We start from the raw sequence: 19,570 nt of genomic DNA, 5'->3' as shown, positions 1-19,570 counted from the left end.
AGCGCATGGATGCGCTTTGATATAAGCCAAGGAGGGTAAGGCTAATATGTCCTCCTGACTAGTTTCGACGCCCATCCATGGGCTACGACATACTTTTCTTTGATGCCCAAAGAACAAGTATGCAAAAGAAAGGGCACTCCCAACATCACACTGACTCCTCAAGTAAATCGCCAATATGAACGTCACCGCGGTGTAAGGGCCATCCTTGGCCCTGTCACCGCTTTTCACGCATCCATGCGTGAAATGACTCATTGGCACTTTACTTTCGGGTGTGATGAGGGAGGAAAACGGTGCTGAGAGATTTTTTGGTGCTTGTAAGCTACTTAGCTGCTTCAGGAGATAAAACCAGAATTAACAAGCAGAGCTATTTCCCCCATATTCAAGAAAATGCGCAAGTTGCGCATTTTTATCTTTCTCAAAAAACCGTAACTTGAACTTTTAATAATGTTGGCAATGAGTTATCAATTTTGTTAAAACTAAATCAATCATAAAAGTGCGCGATTGCAAATCAGAAATATGCGCGATTTGCGCACTATTAAATTGTTAGGTGCTTCAAGTGAAATCATTCACCTTTGCTATTTTTTTATCGTCGGCAACATCATTTAGCACACATGCAATATCTACTTGTCCAGAGCTAGTAATGCCGGTAAATGCAGTGGAACTAGTATGGCCAAGCCTCCCCGCTGGGGGCATTGATGAAAACGGATTGTTAGAAATTATTGAGATTGAGTTTATTGTTGAATTAGACGGAAAAACGTCTGATATAGCTATTTTAGACTCAAAACCAAAATGGTTTTCACGTGCTGCGCATCATACAATCAGTAGCACCGTGTTTAGTCCACCACCATTTAGGTGTAGTAAACAAATGAAATTGAGATATGAATTGCCACGCACCTAACAAACCGCTGTAGACGCACGCGGGGCGTGCTGGGACAAAAACACGTGGGCCGTCCTCGCTTCGCTCGTCATTATAGCCCACGTATTTTTGCCCCTAAGCGGGGCGTTATATGTAACTCAATAAGTTGATTATCGCCGTCAGAACAAAATCATTTAAAAGTCATTAGGACGTCAAGTATTTAAAAGTCAGTTTGGTTAATTTGACAGCTAATTTTATCAAATTTAATCGATGTGAAATAATTTGCTGATTATAAAATAAGGACAAAAATCATGAAATCTAATTACCGTTTCGTATTTCTGCTACTTCCTGTGTTGATAATGAGTAGTGGAAGTCATGCTCAGGATGACTTTTCAGTGTTAGAGGGCCCTTATCTTGGGCAACATCCTCCTGGCTTAATGCCTGAAGTTTTCGCCCCTGGTATTGTATCGAAAGAGCATCGTGATTGGACCGGGCGCTTCTCACCCGACATGAAAGAGTATTATTTTACTAGGAACAATAAAAAAAGTAGAAAAAGTACGACGCTTGTTTTTAAATTCGAGAATAATCAATGGCACGAGACAGTATTGGGCCCCCGGATGGGTGGATCTATCTCGCCTGATGGTAAAACGATGCACTCTGGAAATAAGTATAGGGAGCGCACCGATAAAGGTTGGTCAGAGTTAAAAAGTCTTGGTCCCCCGTTTGAGGGCATCCCTATCATGGTCCTTACAGCTTCCGCTAATGGCACCTACGTTTTTGATGAACGAACAGAGATTGGCACCATTCGGTATTCCAGATTGATAGATGGAAATAGGGAAGCACCAAAAGCATTTGGCAAAGAAATCAACGCAGGAAAATGGACAGCTCACCCCTTCATTGCCCCAGATGAAAGTTATTTAATTTGGGACAGCGAACGAGAAGGCGGGTACGGCGATTCGGATTTGTATATAAGTTTTCGACAGCGAGATGGTTCATGGGGGGCCGCCATTAACTTAGGGGATAAGATAAACACAGAAGGTCCGGACACTGGAGGAGTCGTATCGCCAGACGGAAAATATTTTTTCTTTAATAGAAAGATTAGCTCAGAAGATTCCGATGTATATTGGGTGGATGCGCAGTTTTTTGAGACACTTAGACCTGAATAATAAACCATATAACAATCGCAGCAAGAGCGACGCCAAAATACGGCGCGTCTTCTGCGGGCGTTAATTCAAAGAGAATTTAAGTGCAATTTCCAGAATTAGAAACATCTCGGTTAATTCTTAATTAGCTATCAAGAGATAACAGTCTTGCTTTGTTAGCTATTTTTCCGACGAAAACGTGGTTAAGTTTTACGATATTGAAGCATATAAAACTGAACATCAATCATTAGCGCTGATAGACTATTTTCAATAGTCGTTTTGCCGAAAGTAGGTAATCAATGAAACGCATGCTGATAATCTATCTACTTGCCTCATGGGGCTGTACCGGGTTAGCTTGGATCAACGGCGCTATTCTTTTATGGGATGGTTTTGATAATCCAGAGTATCGGGTTATTACTTTCGCGGTCGCACTGCTTTTTGGCTTGATCGGCGGCACCGTTTTTGGGGTGGAAAGAAGTTTGCGTAGAATCTACCGATGTTCCGACAATACTTCAGAGGGGCTGGGGGGAGCAAAATCTTCCAGTGCTTGGACATTACTCTATGTATGTCTTATTTTCGGAACGCTTCTTATAGGTGTGATAATGGGAAGCGGTTTAGTCGCGATCGTCGGAAGATTACAAAGTGGATTTCATATCTTTGGGTAAACACTAATGCAGATGTGTTCGACGCTCTAATAAGAAAGTGCTGACTAAAGTGCTACAAATCCGTTGAAGAATACCACCAAAGCGTTTTACGCTTCTAGCAAGGTGCTAACACTATTCTTTTCTGATACACAGACAATCGGGTTTGATTAAATCTGATTAATCAAACCCGATAGACAAGGCTAACCCTTGTTAAACCAAGGTAAGGTTATGGTTCTAGTTTGTCTTGGGTGTTGGTATCAAAGTCGCTGGCGTCGTGTCTTTCATGAAGTTGCTCATGAGGTTCTCCCCATGTTTTATTTACCATTTTTCCGCGTTTGACCGCTTCTCTTGAAGCGATGAGTCCAGCCCAGCGGATCACGTGTTCATAGCCATTGACGTCTAAAAACTCTGCCGCATCGTATAGGTGTCCCTGAGCTAGCACGCCATACCACGGCCAGATTGCCATATCAGCGATAGTGTATTCATCGCTACAAATATATTCTCTTGTGGCTAGGTGTTGATTTAGTAAGTCCAGTTGGCGCTTCACTTCCATCGTGTAGCGGTTGATTGGATACTCGTAGTGCTCGGGTGCGTAGGCATAGAAGTGACCAAATCCACCACCAAGTAGTGGTGCAGCCCCCATTTGCCAAAATAACCAGTTGAGGCACTCGGTGCGTTTTGTGGGATCTTGAGGAATGAACTTTTGGAATTTTTCAGCTAAATAAAGCAAAATGGAGCCAGATTCAAAGATTTTGGTAGGTTCCTTGGTGCTGGTATCTAATAACGCGGGGATCTTAGAATTTGGATTAAGTGCAACAAACCCTGAGCTAAATTGCTCACCTTCCATGATATTAATTAAAAAGGCATCGTATTCTGCTTCTTTTACCCCGGCTGCCAAAAGCTCTTCTAGCAAGATAGTCACTTTCACGCCGTTTGGGGTCGCGAGGGAGTAGAGTTGTAACGGGTGTTTGCCTTGCGGTAGGGACTTTTCGAATCGTGCGCCTGCAGTAGGGCGGTTGATATTTGCGAATTTACTACCATCGCCACTTTGCCATGGCCACTGCCAAACTTTAGGTGGGGTATAACCCGATGTACTCATTTCATGAACTCCTTCTGTGACTGTCCAAATCCATTATAGAGTGTAGAAGTGAAATGGAAATGAACAAATCTTTGTGGATACAGGCTTACTCGTTGTGTCCAGATCTTAAGAGAGGGATATGAACAAGCTATCAACAAAAGATGGGGAGAGTAGTAGAATAAAAAAATGCCGATCAAAAGACCGGCATTCTTGAATTGGTTGGGAGTTAAAACACAACAGTTTGTGTTGCTGAACAGGCCGCAGTGCTACCTTGTTCGCACACTTGGTAGCCGTATGTACCGCCGCCTTTAACACTGATGCTGTCTGTATGACTATTATCATTGCTAGTTGTGACAATTTTACTACCGTTACGATAAATATCGACTTGTGACGTGCTTGCACCGTTCCAGCTTAAGTCAACATAACTGTTACCTTTTTGCTTATAACCCGAAGCTGAAAGCTCAACGCTTGTCGTGTTATCACCGTCACCTGAACCTGTACCACCACCAGCACAACCGTTAGCGGTTAAGTAAGCGCTCGCATCTGCTGCTTTAACGATACCGTAACCAAAGTACACGTCTTTACCTGCAGCGCCAGCATCTGCTGCGGTTGCTTTTAATGCACTACGGATTTCTTCACCAGTACACTCTGGGTGGTTAGACCATACCAGTGCTGCAAGACCTGCAACAGCAGGAGTTGCCATTGACGTGCCGCTCATTAAGCCATAATCACTCGTACCAATGCTGATGTTCGCGTTTGTAGCTGCCATCAACGCAGTGCGATCTTCAAATGCAGCGCCAACCGCTGGGATTGATGTGCTGTTAGTATCACCTAAAGTGCCGTATAGCATGCCAGCTTCATTATTTACGATAATCGCACCGATACCACCAGATGCTTCACAGTTTGCTACTTTATCGTGGAATGAAATATTACCACGGTCAATTAGGCACACCTTACCGTTTGCAGCACCATCAGTTGCTTCAGCGGTGCCCATAAAGTAAAGCGAGCCTGACGCGTTACCACTGTTTTCCATTGCTGAACTTGCAAACGCCGCACCGTCAGCTGTCATGCTTGAAGAAGTCGCCATGTCTGCTGGGTAAGTTGAAAGTGTATCAACACCGCCTGCAGTTACCTCTACACAAATATGCTCGTCGTTAGTCGCGCGTTTTCCACGGCCAGAAGTACAGCTTGGATACTGAGAAAAGTCTGCAATTTGATTATCTGCATCGTTTGCACCGATCATCATTACTGAAGGATAGCCTGCAGGATATGAACGAACATTGTTGCCATCGTTACCAGCTGCCGCAACCACTAAGCCACCAGCATTACGGAAGTTTTCAAATGCGTTTGACTCTGTATTGTTTGAGCCACCACCGCCCAAACTCATATTGATGATGTTTGCACCTGCTTGTGAGCATAGGTTTGCCGCGTGAGCAAGGTCAGAAGAGTAGCCCCAGCCTTCTGCGTTAAATACTTTAATAATGTGCATTGGCACGCCAGGTGCCATGCCGATAACACCAATATTATTGTCAGCAGCACCGATAGTACCGGCTACGTGTGTGCCGTGTGGACCACCATTTTCATACCAATTACCTGTGCCGCTGTCATTATCACCGGTGATATTACCCCAAATGAAATCAGGGTTTGATTGGTCAAGACCTGAGTCAATCACACATACTTTCATGCCAGCGTTCGCATCGAAAGTAAGTTGATTTGCTTGTGATTGGTACACAGCATAAGGCGTAACCTGTTGCTGCATTGGGTTACCTGCGTCGTCGTTATAAATCCCCAGTGGGTAACGCTTTTGGTCTGCTTCAACGAGTTTGATGTGTGGGTTGTTTAATAAGCCTTTTACTTGACTAAGATCTTTGCCAGTAAAAGTTGCAGCAAAGAAGCCATCGCCATCAACGTGCAGCTCAGCGCCAAGCTTTTTAGCAAGTGCTTTTACGACGCCTTTTTTCGAATTGTCGACCTGAATGATGTATCGATCGTCAGATGCCTGTGCTTGTGCCATAGCGCAAGCGCCAGCGATGAGTAGTGCCCCAGTTAACTTGTTTAATTTCATTGTTATTTTCTCAGTTACATTGCGTGAATATTGTTGTTAATAAAAACTAACAACTTCTTAACGGTGGTTAGCATATAACCAATAACAAGAACTCGTAAAGAGTAAATTATACAGTTTTGTGGAATTAATAAGAATATTTAATTACTTTGATATAATGTATGGTTATGACAGGACGTCTAACCATACATCGTAGTTATTAATACAGGAACTGTACTGATAATTGCTATTATATCAATTCTAATTAAGCTGCACTGTGAAGCTGGTGACGATGCTTCGTAGTCAGCAATAGCAGGAAAGGTAGTGCGAGTAGCAAATGCAACGCAAGTTGAATTGGGGCATCCAATGCCAGTGGTTGCGTCATGGTTGCAAGCACCCCTGCGCCACTCATCTGTAGTACCCCAATCAGCGCTGAGGCCGTTCCAGCTTGTTTAGCAAACCCAGATAACGCTTTACCTGCCGCGGCTCCAATCGTAAACGCAAAGCCGACTGACGCCATATACATCGGCAGTACAAAATGCGCGATTTCAGTTTGTGGCAAAGCCAGTAACAACAGGCCGCTAAAGCTAAAAACGGCGAGGCCAAAGGTGAGCGATTTCTGGCTATTGCGCTTGATGAAGTGGGGAGCAATAAAACTTGCGACAATACTCAACGCTGCATTGCCAGTAAACCAAAACGTGAAGTCGGAAACACTGCCACCCATTTTTGCCATTATCCACCCCGGAGCCGAAATCACAAATACCAGCATTGCAGCCATACCAAGCATTGCTAAGGCGGCATTGTAAATGAAAGTCGTGCTACTGAGCATCGGCTTAAAACGTCTCAAATCTAGAATATGACCGCTGTAATGCGTATCTTCGGGGCGAGTTTCTTTATAGATAAGAGAAACCAAGATGAGGCCAAGAGCGGCAAAGCCAAACAAAAAGCTAAAATTACTCTGCCAGCCAAATTCGACGGTGAGCCATGCACCTAAAATAGGCGCTAACGCTGGGATAAAACATACAATACCATTTAGGTAAGTAATCATTTGGCCACTGCCTTTATGTCCAAAGCTATCACGAACAATAGCAAAAGCGCTGACAAAAGTGGCGCAAGCGCCTAGGCCTTGTAGCACTCGAGCTACCATCATAAGTGGCCAAGTGGAGACTGTGCTTGCCATCACGGCGCCAAGCGCGAACAACACTATTCCAACCAGTGCAACTGGCTTACGACCATATTTATCCGCAAGCGGACCTGCTATCAATTGTCCAAGACCCACAGCTAACATATAAATACTCACAGTTTGCTGAATTTGGCTTTCAGATACTTGAAGGCTGGACTGCATGTCCACAAACGCAGGTAGATAGAGATCGATACCTAAAGGGCAAAAGATAACAAGTAAAGCGAGAATAAAAATCAGTGCTTTTGAATTTGATTGGGTCATGGCGTCTCCTTTTGGCCGTTATTGTATTGTGGAGAATGAGAAAAGACAGGACAAAGCGCCGATTTAGCAAATTTTTAAGATATTTTATTCGCTGATAATTGTAGACGGTTGATTAACTGGTCAGATGTGTTAATTTTAAGCAAAATCATTTTAGAAAAATCTTATGTCTGCACCACTTTTAAAAATTTATAAAAGGATGAGTTGGTTGCCATTTGGTAAATGGATGTTCAGTAAGGCGGTATGTCGTAAGGCTCCTTACTTTGGCACCATTAAGCCTAAAATCACACAATTGAAGCCTGGCGTTTGTAGAGCCACAATTCGTAACCGTAAAGCCATTCATAACCACATAGGTACGGTTCACGCTATTGCTCAGTGTAATCTTGCGGAGTTGTGTGCAGGAGTCATGACAGACGCAACCATCAACCATAAAACCCATCGCTGGATCCCAAAGGGGATGTCAGTGCAATATTTAGCGAAAGCTGAGACCGATCTGCATGCTGTGGCGCAAATAGAATATCCGCGAACATGGCAAGATAAAGAAGAGCTAGTTGTACCGGTGGAAGTTTTTAATACTGCGGGAGAGAAAGTATTTCACGCCGACATTAACATGTATATCAGCGCGAAAAGATCTTAATTGTTTATGGTTTGATCGTCAGCAGAGTCAATTGCCGTGACGTTATTGGCTCGCTCGTTACGATGTGTCAATTTACCATCGACATGCGCACCAGCTTCAATCGTTAAGGTTTCGTGTTCGATATTGCCAAATACTTGAGCGCTAGGAAGCAGCGTGACTTGTTTGGCCTGAATATCACCTTCCACTTTGCCTAATATCGTCAGTTCATTGGCTTGGATATTACCTTGTACTAAACCTTTATTGCCGATGATTAGTTTTTCGATGTCGAGGTTACCATGGACGGTACCATCTAATTGCAGTTCACCTTCGCAGACAATATCGCCCGTGACTTTAGTGCTTTGAGCAATAATAGCCGGGACGTCGTTTCGTTGGTTTTTAAAAGAGTTAAACACGAATTCCTCGCTACCGCAGCGCAATTGCAATTATATGTTACTTATTGAATGCGCGAGCGATTTTAATTGGGTTTAGGTGTTTTTTACCTTGAATCACTTCATAGTGCAAGTGTGTCGCTGTACTTCTTCCTGTGCTGCCCATTAATGCAATTACATCACCTTTATTGATTTGTTGACCCGCTTTCACTTTGATGGTGTGAAGGTGACCATAGCGTGTGGTGATATCATTAGCGTGTTCAATTTCGATAAAGTTGCCATAGCCGCCATTTTTCCCCGCTCGTTTAACGGTGCCAGAAGCTGGGGCTACTATCTGTGTTTTGTGCCAACCTGCGAGATCGATACCTTTATGATAGGCACGGCGGCCAGTGATCGGGTCTTTACGAAAACCAAAAGCACTGGAGACATAATATTTCTCCTGAGCGACAGGCAGTGTATCTGGCAGTTGGCCAATCATCGTCGCTAACTGCGCATAAACAGCGTATTGGTCAATGGCATTAATAAAGCTGGCTTCTACCAATTCTAAGTCGGCTTGGAAGTAGGGACCACCTTGTGCTTCTGAGAAGTCAGATGATAGTTGTAATCCTGCACTGTCGATGGATTCTTGCATCGCTGCAATTTCAGCGCTGAACGATTGCCCAAGTTGTTCGCTGAGCTGTCGTTGCTGGATAAGTAGGTGACTGGCTTGGGGAGCAAATTCGGTTGTGGTACTTGGTTGTGAGCTGTTAAGGTCTGTCGGTGTTTCTTCTAGCTCGCCTTCCACTGCGTTGTCGTCAGTTGTTTGAGTCGAATCAACCAATGATTCAAGCACACTGTGCTGCTGTGACAGTTGGTCAAGCATGCCTTTTTGCTGTGCTAATTGTGCTTGAAGCTGTGATTTTTCTTTTTGCCACTTGGCTTGCAGCTGCGCTAAGTTTTGTTGCTCTTTAGTAAGCTTGTCACCGTTTTCTTGTAATTTGAGTGAGGCATTGGCTATCCAAATGGCGACAGCAAGCAAAATCAAAATCGAGCAAGCTTGAACCCAAGATGGCAGTTTCAGCATCTTGACAGTTGCGTCTTGACGAACAATTAATTGAGTCGGCTTAAACAGCTTTAGATATAGGCGCTTGAGTACTTGCAACGTTCAACCTCGGATTTAAATCAGCGCTACACTCTAACAATTTTTAGTCAAATTTCCAGTTTTTAGAACTAAAAAAAGGCATGAAATCATCATGCCTTTGATTTAAAAGTAAATAAAATTGCGATTAACGCACGAATAATTGCGATTATTTTGCTGGAAGTACAGTGCCTTCAACACAGCCAAAGCCGATACGGTTGTAGCCTTGGGCTTCACACCAACCGCGCATAATTACTTTATCGCCATCTTCTAGGAACTTACGCTCTTCGCCGTTTGCAAGCGTGATAGTTTCTTTACCGCCGCGCGACAGTTCGAGTAATGAACCCGCTTCTACATGCTCAGGGCCTGATTGCGTGCCTGAACCTAGCATATCACCCGGTAAGAAGTTACAGCCATTCACAGTGTGGTGTGTAACCATTTGCGCCACTGTCCAATAGCTGTGCTTGAAGCTGGATTCAGACAGTTTGCTTGGTTTAGCGCCTTCGCTACGCATTTTTTCAGTCTCTAGTAAGACATCCATGCGAATATCAATAGCACCAGACTCGCGGTTTTGCGTTGATTCTAAGTATTCCAGCGGTTGTGGATCGTTTTCATCACGGTGCCATTGAGTACGATATGGTGCAAGTGCTTCGGTGGTTACAACCCAAGGAGAAACCGTTGAAGCGAAGTTTTTCGCAAGGAATGGACCTAATGGTTGATATTCCCAAGCTTGTAAGTCACGTGCAGACCAGTCATTGAATAAACAGAAACCAAAAACGTGATCTTCAGCGTCTTTAATTGCGATAGAGTCGCCAAGTTCATTGCCTTTACCTAGGTAAATACCTAGTTCTAGTTCATAGTCTAGACGCTTACAAGGACCGAATGACGGCGTATCTGCATCTGGTGCTTTGGTCTGGCCTTTCGGGCGAGGGAAGGTTTGACCTGATACACCAATAGACGATGCACGGCCATGATAACCGATTGGTACCCACTTGTAGTTTGGTAGCAGCGGGTTATCAGGACGGAACAGGCTACCTACCGCTGTTGCGTGATAGATAGAGGTATAAAAGTCGGTGTAATCGCCAATGTGGCAAGGTAGAGCGTACTCTACATCATCTTGTGCAACCAATGCGCCTTCAAGGCTTGATTGCAGCTCAGAACCTTCACGTAATGCACGAGACAGGGCAAGTCGAAGTGCTGACCAGTACTGCTGGCCCATACCCATAAATTCATTTAATGCAGGGGCATTTGCTGCTTCGGCGGCCTCTGCGGCGTCGCCTGAAAATAGGTTAGCGTCAACAACTGCGCCAAGGTCTAATACTTGATCGCCAATCGCAACACCGCCACGAAACTCTTCGTTACTGTTCTTACGACGAAATACTGCAAAAGGTAAGTTTTGAATAGGGAAATCAGTTCCAGTCGCATTCGCACTAGCTACCCAACTTGTTAATTGGATGTCGTGTGTTTCATTAATTTGAGACATTGCCTTTCCTTTAATTTTGGCTTTCAACTTGAGTTATGGTCAAAAGTGAAAAACTCAAGTCGTAATAGCAATTTGATAAACCACAAAAAGCAGCTATCGCTAGCTGCTTTTTCATTAATTTGATATGTGTGTTTAGATTACACCACGGCGCTCTTGGTCGCGTTCAATTGACTCGAATAACGCTTGGAAGTTACCTTCACCAAAGCCGCCATCGTCAACTCGTTGGATCATTTCGATGAAGATTGGGCCAAACAGGTTTTTAGTGAAGATCTGCAGTAGGTAGCAGTCTTCGCTTTGGCTATCTACTAGGATTTGGTGCTGTCTGATCTTTTCTTTATCTTCTTTAACCCAAGGCACACGGTCAAAGATAGTGTCGTAGTAGTGATCTACGATATCTAAGGTGGCAATGGTGCTCTTGTCTAGTTTATCTAGTGAACTAACCAAGTCGTCAGTCAAAAATGCTAAATGCTGTACACCTGGACCATTGTACTCATCTAAGTACTCATCGATCTGGTTGTTGTTGTCGTCTTTGCCTTCGTTGATTGGAATAGAGAAGGTGCCACATGGTGACTTAAGTGCATAAGAAAGCAGCGCCGTTTTTTGACCTTTGATGTCAAAGTAACGAACTTCAGTAAAGCCAAATACGTCTTTATAGAAGTTAGCCCAAGTTTCCATCGTCCCTTTGTAAACATTGTTCGTTAGGTGGTCGATGCGCTTAAAGCCTTTGTCTTCAACAATCTTTTGCTCTTCTAGGTCAACGAAGTCTTGCTCGAAGATTGACCCTTTATCGCCAAAGTTTTCGATGAAATAGATAAGGCTATCGCCGATACCGTAAATCGCTGGGTATGGTAAGTCTTTGTGTGTTGAGTCAGTCGCAGGTTTTGCACCACGCTCAACCGCAGTATCAAACGCCTTTTGCGCATTTTCTACACGCCAGCCCATAGAGCAAATTGCCGGGCCGTGGCTTTTAGCAAACTGTGCTGAGAAGCCTTCACGCTCGTTATTCAACAGGAAGTGAATATCGTGCTGGTTGTAGTAAACGATATCTTTGTCTTTAAATTTCTTTAGTTTTGAGAATCCAAAGTCAGTGAATACTTTATCCATGTAATCAGCGTCTGGTGTTGCATATTCTGTAAACTCGATGCCGACTAGGCCTAGTGGATTATTTACTTCACTCATTGTTTTACTCCCGTATTAAGCACTGGGTGACTTGTTAGTATTTATGACTGGATGATTAATCAAATTACTGCAAAGGGGAAGTTAGAGGCAGTAAATAGCAGTAGGAGACTTTGTAAATTTAGTTGCACAATTGCCATGTAAAAGACACAAAATTGACACAGGCGTGACGACAATTATTTTTGCTTAAATTTTGACTAAAAACAGCAAGGTGCTTTGCGGGGTATTTTGTAACTTTATTTTTATATTACCATGATTTTATTTGGTTTTTATGTTTTTAGTTGATGGACTATATGAGAGAGGGGATTTTTATCACACGACTACATTGAGAGGGGAAATGGCGCTAAGTGTATTTAAATCTTTACGTATGGCTATTGTGGGAGAGGTAAACCACGCTAAATTAGCGTGGTTTACAGCAAATATTATTGCTTCTCAGCGGATACTTCTAGCTCTTCCGCAAGGTAATGTTCTTGCGTATGAGGTTCGTGCTTGCCCTCAGCGCCGTGCATCCAATCTACAAGCTTGTTGCTTAATAGATACATTAACATAGCAGATAGCAAGGCAACGCCGCCTAAACCAATGAAGATGCTCATCGCGTTTTCCATTGCTTCTTGGCCTTCACCGATGAAAGAGCCAACAAGGCCAGCAAGCTTGTTTGCAACCGCTGTACATAGGAACCAAATACCCATTAGCAGTGATGCTAAGCGCAGCGGCGCCAGTTTACTTACCATAGAAAGACCGATCGGTGATAAACATAGTTCACCAAGGGTGTGGAACATGTAGAACAATACTAACCAAATCATGCTGATCTGAAGTGTGCCACCGGCTTCACCACCTTCTGTTGCAAGCGCAAGCATCATGGTTAAGAAACCAAGTGCTAAGAACACTAGACCAATTGCAAACTTCACTGGAGAGTTCGGCTCTTTGTTATCTAGCTTTAACCAGATCATCGCTACTAATGGCGCAAATACAATGATGAAGATAGAGTTAAGCGACTGGAACCAAGAAGCCGGTATCTCAAAGCCCATAAACATACGGTTGGTATAGTCGTTTGCGAATAGGTTCATCAAACCACCAGCCTGTTCGAAACCCATCCAGAAGATAATTGAGAAAACACTCATGGTGAAAATAACACGGATACGATCTTTTTCTTTCTTCGTAAGCGGTTCTTTAGTCTGTGAGTCAGACATCTGTTGAGAAAGTTTAGCTGAAGGTACTTTACCGATATCGCCAAGGTATTTCTGGCTTAAGATAAGCTGCATAACCACAGAAATGATCATACCAATACCTGCTGCGATAAAGCCTGCCTGCCAGTTCACGACCGCTGCTACATAACCCGCAACAAGTGGACCTAGTGCACCACCTAAGTTGATACCCATATAGAAGATAGTGAATGCACCGTCACGGCGCTTGTCACCTTCTTGGTATAAATCGCCAACCATCGTTGAGATATTTGGCTTGAATAGACCATTACCTAAACAAAGCAATGCCAAGCCAAGGTAGAAGACGTTTACTTCTTGTCCTGCCACAACGCTGTGAGGAATACCCATAATAAAATGGCCAGCAGCCATTAAAATACCGCCAATAATGATGGCTTTGCGCTGACCTAATACGTTATCTGCAAGCCAACCACCAAATAGTGGGGTGAGATAAACGGCCATCGTAAATGTGCCGTAAAGACTTAGTGCGTCGGCATTACTCCAACCGAAGCCACCATTTTGAACTTGTGCTACAAGATAAAGAACTAAGATGGCACGCATACCGTAGTAGCCAAAGCGCTCCCACATTTCGGTACCAAATAATAAGAAGAGGCCTTTAGGGTGACCCAGAAATTCTCCGGCCTTCGGAACTGAATTCATATGTACTTCCTAATCTAATCAATGTGTTGTATCTGGTCATTTTTATAAAGGATGCGTTATTGCATCTAATGTTTTTCAATCAACACTGAATAATGAGCCATGTACTTAGCGTGCAACGTTTGAAACGACGTGCGGTAAATAGAACACTTTTCAATGCAGATTGGCATTGCTCATCGAGTCACCGAGTAAAAATCTTAATCAGATATTTGCTTGTATGAACTCAGGCATGCCTGTACTTTTTTTGAACGGGTGACCAGTACCTATTTCAACTAGCGTTTGTTGTATGTAACGACTAACTAATTTAAAAAAGTGCGTCAGTATACTCAGTGAGAATTAATAGGGGAAGTGTTTGGAGTCAGAAAGCGCATAAAATGCGGTCAGTGATTCAGGGAAGGATCATTCTTTTAGATGGTGGTTATATCTAAACGAATGGCGTGAGCATTAATATCGCTGATATTTACCACTCATTGCAGGTGTAGGAGCAAGTCGGCCCTGCGATCCATTTATCTTTACTTGACTGAGAAAGTGCCTGCCCCCTAGTGGTGACAGGATTTGTGGGGGCTGCGACCCCCACATCATTAGGCTTCTTGACTCAAATATTGTTGGATAAACTCGGTTGCGGCTAAAAAGTCCTGCTCCAATTTATCACGCATCTGGATCAGCTGATCGGTGGTAAGCGTGCCTTCCTTACATAAAGTCTCAAACTCTATGGCTGTTTCAGCTACTTTTTCGGCACCGATAGTTTTAGAAATGGACTTAAGTTGATGACAAGCTTCAATGATTTCTTCTTGGCTCATCGTGATCACCGCACCATTTACATCACGTGTTAACTGGCTACTTTGCTCTAAGTACATTCGGAAAAAGCGATTGCGTTTCGCTTCATCATGATTTACATACTTGTTGAGCATGTCCATATTGATAGCTGGCGCGGGCTCGCTTGCTTCTGTCGCAATAACTTCAGGCTCAGCCACCATAACTTCATCAACTTCAGGCTCTAGCTCTGTTTCTTGCTCTGATCCCGGCTGTACTTGGCTAGCGGCTGCTGGTCCAACAGCTGATGGCTCAGTACTTGGTCTCGGTTGCTGTGCTTTTGGTAAGCTTTCTATACACTTATTAAGCGTTGCCTCTAATACATTTAACTCTACTGGTTTGGTGATATAGTCATTCATACCACCAGCCTCACAACGTTCTCTTTCACCTTTGAGCGCATTGGCTGTTACGGCAATGATGTATGGTTGTTCGATGGTATCTGTTGCGGTTTCTACATAGTCTCTAATATGTTTGACCATGTCGTATCCTGACATTTTGGGCATATGCAAATCAGTCAGTACGATTGAGAAGTGCTCTTTTTTCCAAAGCTCTAGGCCTTCCTCACCATTTTCTGCAACCTCGACACCATAGCCTAACAGGTGTAATTGGTCGGTCAGTACTTGCTGATTTAATACGTTATCTTCAACTAACAACACCAGTTTGTTGGTTGCTCTTGCTTCATCAACGCTTAAAAAATCGTTGATAGTGCGTGACGGTTTAATTTCCTTTGGTTTATGCAAACCAGCAGCAACCAAGATAGCCGTCATAAAGCTAGACTTACATAACGGAGATGCATTGAGGTAGAAAATATTTTTGTGATTAAGGGCGGCTTCGTCCATTTTACTTAGGACAACAACCTGCTGTTCGTTTTTCTCAAGCGAATAAACTACGGTTCTTAGCTCTTCATTGACCTTGTCCATGCCGTCTAAACCGTCTAGCACCCAGATCAACTTGTCCTCGTGTTGGTTCTCGGTTATTTCGCTTTCATCGATAGCAATCACGCTCGCGCCCATGAATGAAAGATAGCGACTTAAAATAGTGCGTCTTTCATTATTTGGGGTGAGTAGGGCAACTGTGCGGCCGTTTAACAATTGCTTATTTGCGTAATTGACTTTGCCATCCACACTAAATGGCAATTCCACGACAAACTCGCTTCCCATGCCAATATCCGAGTTAACATGGATACTACCTAGCATGAGTTCGATTAAACTTTTACAAATAGAAAGGCCAAGTCCTGTACCGCCAAATTCTCGGGTGATAGAGCCCTCAGCTTGAATAAACGGATTAAAAATTTCTCTCAACTGAGCTTTTGTCATGCCTTTACCATTGTCAGTGACGGTAAAGCGTAAGGTGTAATGCTCTGAGGTGTTTTGAGCAACTTCAACGGAGATTTTTACATAACCTTGGGTTGAGTCATCTGTAGTCGTGAATTTAATGGCATTACTGCACAGGTTATAAAGTACTTGCCTAACGCGAACGGTGTCACCAACTAAATTCGTTGGAATGTCAGGAGCAATAAACAGTTGTAGGTCTAACTTACGTTTTTTTGCTACTGATGAAAGCACGCGTGCGACTTCCTCTGTGGTTTCAGCCACCGAGAAAGCACTATTGTCTATGCGTAATTTACCAGCCTCAATTTTAGAAAAGTCGAGAATATCATCGAGAATACCAAGTAAAGAGAAAGCCGAGTCGCGAATAATCGTGGTGAGGCGATGTTGAGCACCATCAAGATCGGTTTGACGCAGTAAATCAATAGTACCAATGACGCCGTTCATTGGCGTGCGGATCTCATGGCTCATGGTGGCTAAGAAAGTGGTTTTAGCATCACTAGCACGCTCCGCATTTAAAATCGCTTTTTCTAGCGCCAGCGTGCGGGCTTGAACTTCAGTTTCGAGACTTTCTTGAAGCTGCTTTAACTCATTTTGCGTTGCTTGATCGGACTCTATGGATGATTGTACTTGCTTTAACAGCGCATTTATCGCTTCAGCAACCTCAGCCAGACCGCCACTATAATAAGTACCCACCGTCGACTTGTAGTTTTTATCCATCGTTAGATGATTGATTTCTGAGATAAGCTCTTCAGTATCGTTACTTGATGCGCCAGAAAGCCGACGAGCCGCAATCACAACAATCATCAAGGCGCTAATAATAGCGGCAGCGAGCAGTATATAGGCAATGAATGGATCGCCTGATGATGTAGTTACAACGGGTGGTGTATAAGTCAAAATGAGTTCACCAACGTTTTGCTCATCTAGTCGCAGTGGCATGTGGTAAACCTGCATTGTGTCTTTGTTATAAGACTCTTCGCGATTTAGAGCAATGATTTGCTCACCTGCACTTTGTTGAAATACTAGGTTTGGTTGCCCCATCCCCGTATTGACGTACAAATAGGCGCCCAAGTGTTCGTTAGATGCTAATAATGCGGATACAATCTGTTTGGCACTGTCAAAACCGTGTTGTGTGACCACCTTAGCAAGGGGAGTTGCAACTGTTGTTGCTTGTTGTTGTAGGTTTACGGTTGGTGCGTCAGGGACGTCAGCTTGCTTTGGCAGTAGGTAAGCACCTGCGGCGCTACATAATCCAACAGTCAGTATTGCGATAAATAAAAAAAGTATCCGTCCATTTGCATTGGTATTCGCGCTATTTGGCATGCTTAATCCCGAAAGAATTATTTATACTTATTAGTTGTAGCAATCCTACCACCTTCGGCAAGTTTTTACCTCTCGTTTTTCAATCAATAGTGGCAATCCACTGAGAACACCTGATTGTTTTAAATCTTAAAATAATCAGGTTGTTATCTCGATAATTGTAACTACGCCTGCGATGTGTAAAGCATTAAACTTTAATAAAAATTAAATTTTACGTAACGTTTTTATAAAGTAGTATTCGTTCAACCTAATACTTATAAGGATATCTCATGTTTCTACGTCAAAGTCGGCTGGCGTTTGGTTGGTTTATTACACTGTTGGGCTGCGCCTTACTAACTGGCTGTAATAACAGTGACAATTCTATTGTTATTGAAAAGAGTGCTAACGAAGACATAGCCGTCACTCCGCCGCGCTATGGCAAGGTGGGAGACGGGCTACTCAACGAACAACTGGAAGCAATCCGGGCTGAGTTTGCTATGCCCGCACTTGGCGGGTTTATCGTTTATGGCGATGAGTTGATTGAGCTTGATGTAGCTGGTGTGCGAGTGAGCACAGGGCAAGCTCTGGTCACCAAACTTGATAAGTGGTCGATTGGTTCGTTCAGTAAGTCCATGACAGCAACCGTCGCTGCTCGCTTGGTTGAGCAGGGGTTAATTCGATTTGACAGTCGGGTGAGTGATGTTTTTCCTGAGTTAATCGGAAAAAATTAACCCTGAATTTGAGTCTGTTACACTAGGGCCTGTTGATCTTTCAAGTTTGTTTTTGCAGCAGTTTGATTGGTATTTATACAAGGCAGAGCCGGCGTAGCATAGTTATTCTATGTGAGTCAGGCGATAACACAGTAGAAATGCCAATCAAGCGCTGCCCTTTGGGTTCCCCTGAGTGCGCTTTGTTCATTGTTACTCAACTTTTGCTTAGATTACTAGGCGGCAAGTCGAGCGTCGCGAACAAAACACACTCAGAAGAACAAAAATCAAACAGCAAAGGTCAACAGGCCCTAACTGCACTGCTTTCGATGACTTCGGGCTTAAAGCGTGATCTTGACTCCATGTATTCTGGTAAGTGGCATTTAGATCAACGTGGCATGGTCGAGCAAAGATATGCCTGGACTCAAGAGATGTTAACGACGCAACCAGAAGTGACTCACGGAACCTATCTATATAGCAATGCAGGTTATGTTGTTGCAGGCCATATGTTGGAGCGTGTGACGGGGCAATCATGGGAAGCGTTAGTGAAGCAAGAAGTATTCATTCCTCTTGGAATGGAAAATATTGGATTTGGGCCTGCTAGCTATGGAGATCCAGAAGGACAGCCGAGTGGGCATCAGATGCGAGAAGGGCAGTGGCATCCAATAACACCGGCCGATAGGGTCGATCTACCAAACGTTGTTGGACCTGCTGAGTTAGTCAGTACGACCTTGACCGATCTGTCATACTATTTACGTGCTTATCTCGCGGGGCCAGAGGTGGTGATAATTTGATTGGTGCTAATTCATATACGCGACTGCTCACACCGGTTAGCCCAGAATATGGCTTAGGCTGGATCCTTACTCCAAACAACAATAGCTTTCATCACAATGGCTTTACTGGGACCTTCTATTTAGACAACTTAGTGTTGCCAGAAAAGAACATAGCGATATTAGCGGTAACAAACGGCGATACGAGTAATGCCAAGCAAGCGGTAGAAAAAGCGATACTGGTCATGCAACAAAGATTTGAAGCGCAACATAAAGACAATCTTTAAACAGGATTGATAAACCTTGTTGCCGAGCTTCGCTTTAGGAATGAGATAGAATATGTATCTCCATTCTATTTTATTCCTTTAAGCACATATTTCTCTTAAGTGACGCCTTTTTCTTTGTTGTTGGCCTAGAGCGGTTTGCGGTATTCATAGATATAAGTCGATAAATACAGTAAAACATGGCTAGTCGGGTGTTTTTTCATCGGAAAAGCGGTATTTTAACCGCTTTGTCTGAAAACTGTGCAAACGATAAATGTATTTAAAAAAAGGGTTGACTTAGAACCGCAAAACCCGTTTAATACGCCGCACGCCCAGATAGCTCAGTCGGTAGAGCAGAGGATTGAAAATCCTCGTGTCGGTGGTTCGATTCCGCCTCTGGGCACCAGATTAAAATCATTGCATTAGCAATGTGGTGCATGCAGAAACTGCATGGTACACGAATTAGTGTGCCGACTTAGCTCAGTTGGTAGAGCAACTGACTTGTAATCAGTAGGTCATCCGTTCGACTCGGATAGTCGGCACCATTTAAT

The 19,570-nt window shown here is 43.6% G+C and carries 16 protein-coding genes and 2 tRNA genes; 9 read left to right on the top strand and 9 right to left on the bottom strand.

Going from position 1 to position 19,570, the window contains the following annotated elements:
• Positions 1-556: 556 nt before the first annotated feature.
• From GSF04_RS19265 to GSF04_RS19255, 3 genes are all read left to right on the top strand, one after another.
• On the top strand, positions 557-898 hold the full coding sequence (locus GSF04_RS19265; RefSeq protein WP_211858442.1) for a hypothetical protein: 342 nt from the start codon (positions 557-559) through the stop codon (positions 896-898).
• Positions 899-1,167: 269 nt separating this feature from the next.
• The gene (locus tag GSF04_RS19260; protein WP_039493847.1) at positions 1,168-2,022 is read left to right on the top strand and encodes a PD40 domain-containing protein; all 855 of its coding nucleotides are present in this window, start codon (positions 1,168-1,170) and stop codon (positions 2,020-2,022) included.
• 275 nt (positions 2,023-2,297) lie between these two features.
• Positions 2,298-2,663: a hypothetical protein gene (locus tag GSF04_RS19255; protein WP_211858441.1), complete on the top strand. Its 366-nt coding sequence runs from the start codon at positions 2,298-2,300 to the stop codon at positions 2,661-2,663.
• 205 nt (positions 2,664-2,868) lie between these two features.
• Here the strand turns inward: GSF04_RS19255 and yghU are convergent, their stop codons facing one another.
• The 3 genes from yghU to GSF04_RS19240 all read right to left on the bottom strand — a co-directional run bounded on the left by yghU (position 2,869) and on the right by GSF04_RS19240 (position 7,205).
• Complete coding sequence (gene yghU, locus GSF04_RS19250) at positions 2,869-3,741, bottom strand: glutathione-dependent disulfide-bond oxidoreductase (protein ID WP_211858440.1); 873 nt, start codon at positions 3,739-3,741, stop codon at positions 2,869-2,871.
• Between the two features lie 205 nt (positions 3,742-3,946).
• Positions 3,947-5,785 carry a S8 family serine peptidase gene (locus tag GSF04_RS19245; protein ID WP_069023079.1) on the bottom strand — a complete coding sequence of 613 codons (1,839 nt, stop codon included), beginning with the start codon at positions 5,783-5,785 and terminating at the stop codon, positions 3,947-3,949.
• 241 nt (positions 5,786-6,026) lie between these two features.
• Positions 6,027-7,205 carry a multidrug effflux MFS transporter gene (locus GSF04_RS19240; RefSeq protein ID WP_211858439.1) on the bottom strand — a complete coding sequence of 393 codons (1,179 nt, stop codon included), beginning with the start codon at positions 7,203-7,205 and terminating at the stop codon, positions 6,027-6,029.
• A gap of 163 nt (positions 7,206-7,368) precedes the next feature.
• On the opposite strand from GSF04_RS19240, the gene GSF04_RS19235 reads away from it, so the two are divergent.
• Positions 7,369-7,839, top strand: a complete 471-nt coding sequence (locus GSF04_RS19235; protein WP_130163508.1) for a hotdog fold domain-containing protein — start codon at positions 7,369-7,371, stop codon at positions 7,837-7,839.
• On the opposite strand, the gene GSF04_RS19230 is transcribed toward GSF04_RS19235, so the two are convergent.
• The 6 genes from GSF04_RS19230 to GSF04_RS19205 all read right to left on the bottom strand — a co-directional run bounded on the left by GSF04_RS19230 (position 7,836) and on the right by GSF04_RS19205 (position 17,303).
• Positions 7,836-8,231, bottom strand: a complete 396-nt coding sequence (locus GSF04_RS19230) for a polymer-forming cytoskeletal protein (RefSeq protein ID WP_039493977.1) — start codon at positions 8,229-8,231, stop codon at positions 7,836-7,838. The two genes, GSF04_RS19235 and GSF04_RS19230, sit on opposite strands and share 4 nt — an antisense overlap.
• Positions 8,232-8,268: 37 nt before the next feature.
• On the bottom strand, positions 8,269-9,348 hold the full coding sequence (locus tag GSF04_RS19225; protein WP_211858437.1) for a M23 family metallopeptidase: 1,080 nt from the start codon (positions 9,346-9,348) through the stop codon (positions 8,269-8,271).
• Between the two features lie 145 nt (positions 9,349-9,493).
• On the bottom strand, positions 9,494-10,807 hold the full coding sequence (gene fahA / locus GSF04_RS19220) for a fumarylacetoacetase (protein ID WP_010372399.1): 1,314 nt from the start codon (positions 10,805-10,807) through the stop codon (positions 9,494-9,496).
• A 132-nt stretch (positions 10,808-10,939) separates the two neighbouring features.
• A complete protein-coding gene (gene hppD, locus GSF04_RS19215) occupies positions 10,940-11,986 on the bottom strand; it encodes a 4-hydroxyphenylpyruvate dioxygenase (RefSeq protein WP_211858435.1) in 1,047 nt (348 codons plus the stop codon).
• Positions 11,987-12,405: 419 nt separating this feature from the next.
• Positions 12,406-13,842: a peptide MFS transporter gene (locus GSF04_RS19210; RefSeq protein ID WP_211858432.1), complete on the bottom strand. Its 1,437-nt coding sequence runs from the start codon at positions 13,840-13,842 to the stop codon at positions 12,406-12,408.
• A gap of 578 nt (positions 13,843-14,420) precedes the next feature.
• On the bottom strand, positions 14,421-17,303 hold the full coding sequence (locus GSF04_RS19205) for an ATP-binding protein (RefSeq protein WP_211858431.1): 2,883 nt from the start codon (positions 17,301-17,303) through the stop codon (positions 14,421-14,423).
• A 266-nt stretch (positions 17,304-17,569) separates the two neighbouring features.
• Here GSF04_RS19205 and GSF04_RS19200 point away from each other — a divergent pair, with 266 nt between their 5' ends.
• The 5 genes from GSF04_RS19200 to GSF04_RS19185 all read left to right on the top strand — a co-directional run bounded on the left by GSF04_RS19200 (position 17,570) and on the right by GSF04_RS19185 (position 19,564).
• A complete protein-coding gene (locus GSF04_RS19200; protein ID WP_249122418.1) occupies positions 17,570-18,010 on the top strand; it encodes a serine hydrolase domain-containing protein in 441 nt (146 codons plus the stop codon).
• Positions 18,011-18,210: 200 nt separating this feature from the next.
• On the top strand, positions 18,211-18,780 hold the full coding sequence (locus tag GSF04_RS23475) for a serine hydrolase domain-containing protein (protein WP_282961952.1): 570 nt from the start codon (positions 18,211-18,213) through the stop codon (positions 18,778-18,780).
• On the top strand, positions 18,777-19,043 hold the full coding sequence (locus GSF04_RS23470) for a serine hydrolase (protein ID WP_282961951.1): 267 nt from the start codon (positions 18,777-18,779) through the stop codon (positions 19,041-19,043). The genes GSF04_RS23475 and GSF04_RS23470 overlap by 4 nt, the downstream gene beginning before the upstream one ends.
• Before the next feature lie 306 nt (positions 19,044-19,349).
• Positions 19,350-19,425: transfer RNA gene (locus GSF04_RS19190), tRNA-Phe, on the top strand.
• Positions 19,426-19,488: 63 nt separating this feature from the next.
• Positions 19,489-19,564, top strand: a tRNA-Thr gene (locus GSF04_RS19185).
• Positions 19,565-19,570 lie beyond the last annotated feature (6 nt).

The organism is Pseudoalteromonas sp. A22 (assembly GCF_018141345.1).
Lineage (GTDB): Bacteria > Pseudomonadota > Gammaproteobacteria > Enterobacterales > Alteromonadaceae > Pseudoalteromonas > Pseudoalteromonas maricaloris.
This window is presented reverse-complemented; position numbering and strand designations above follow the sequence as displayed.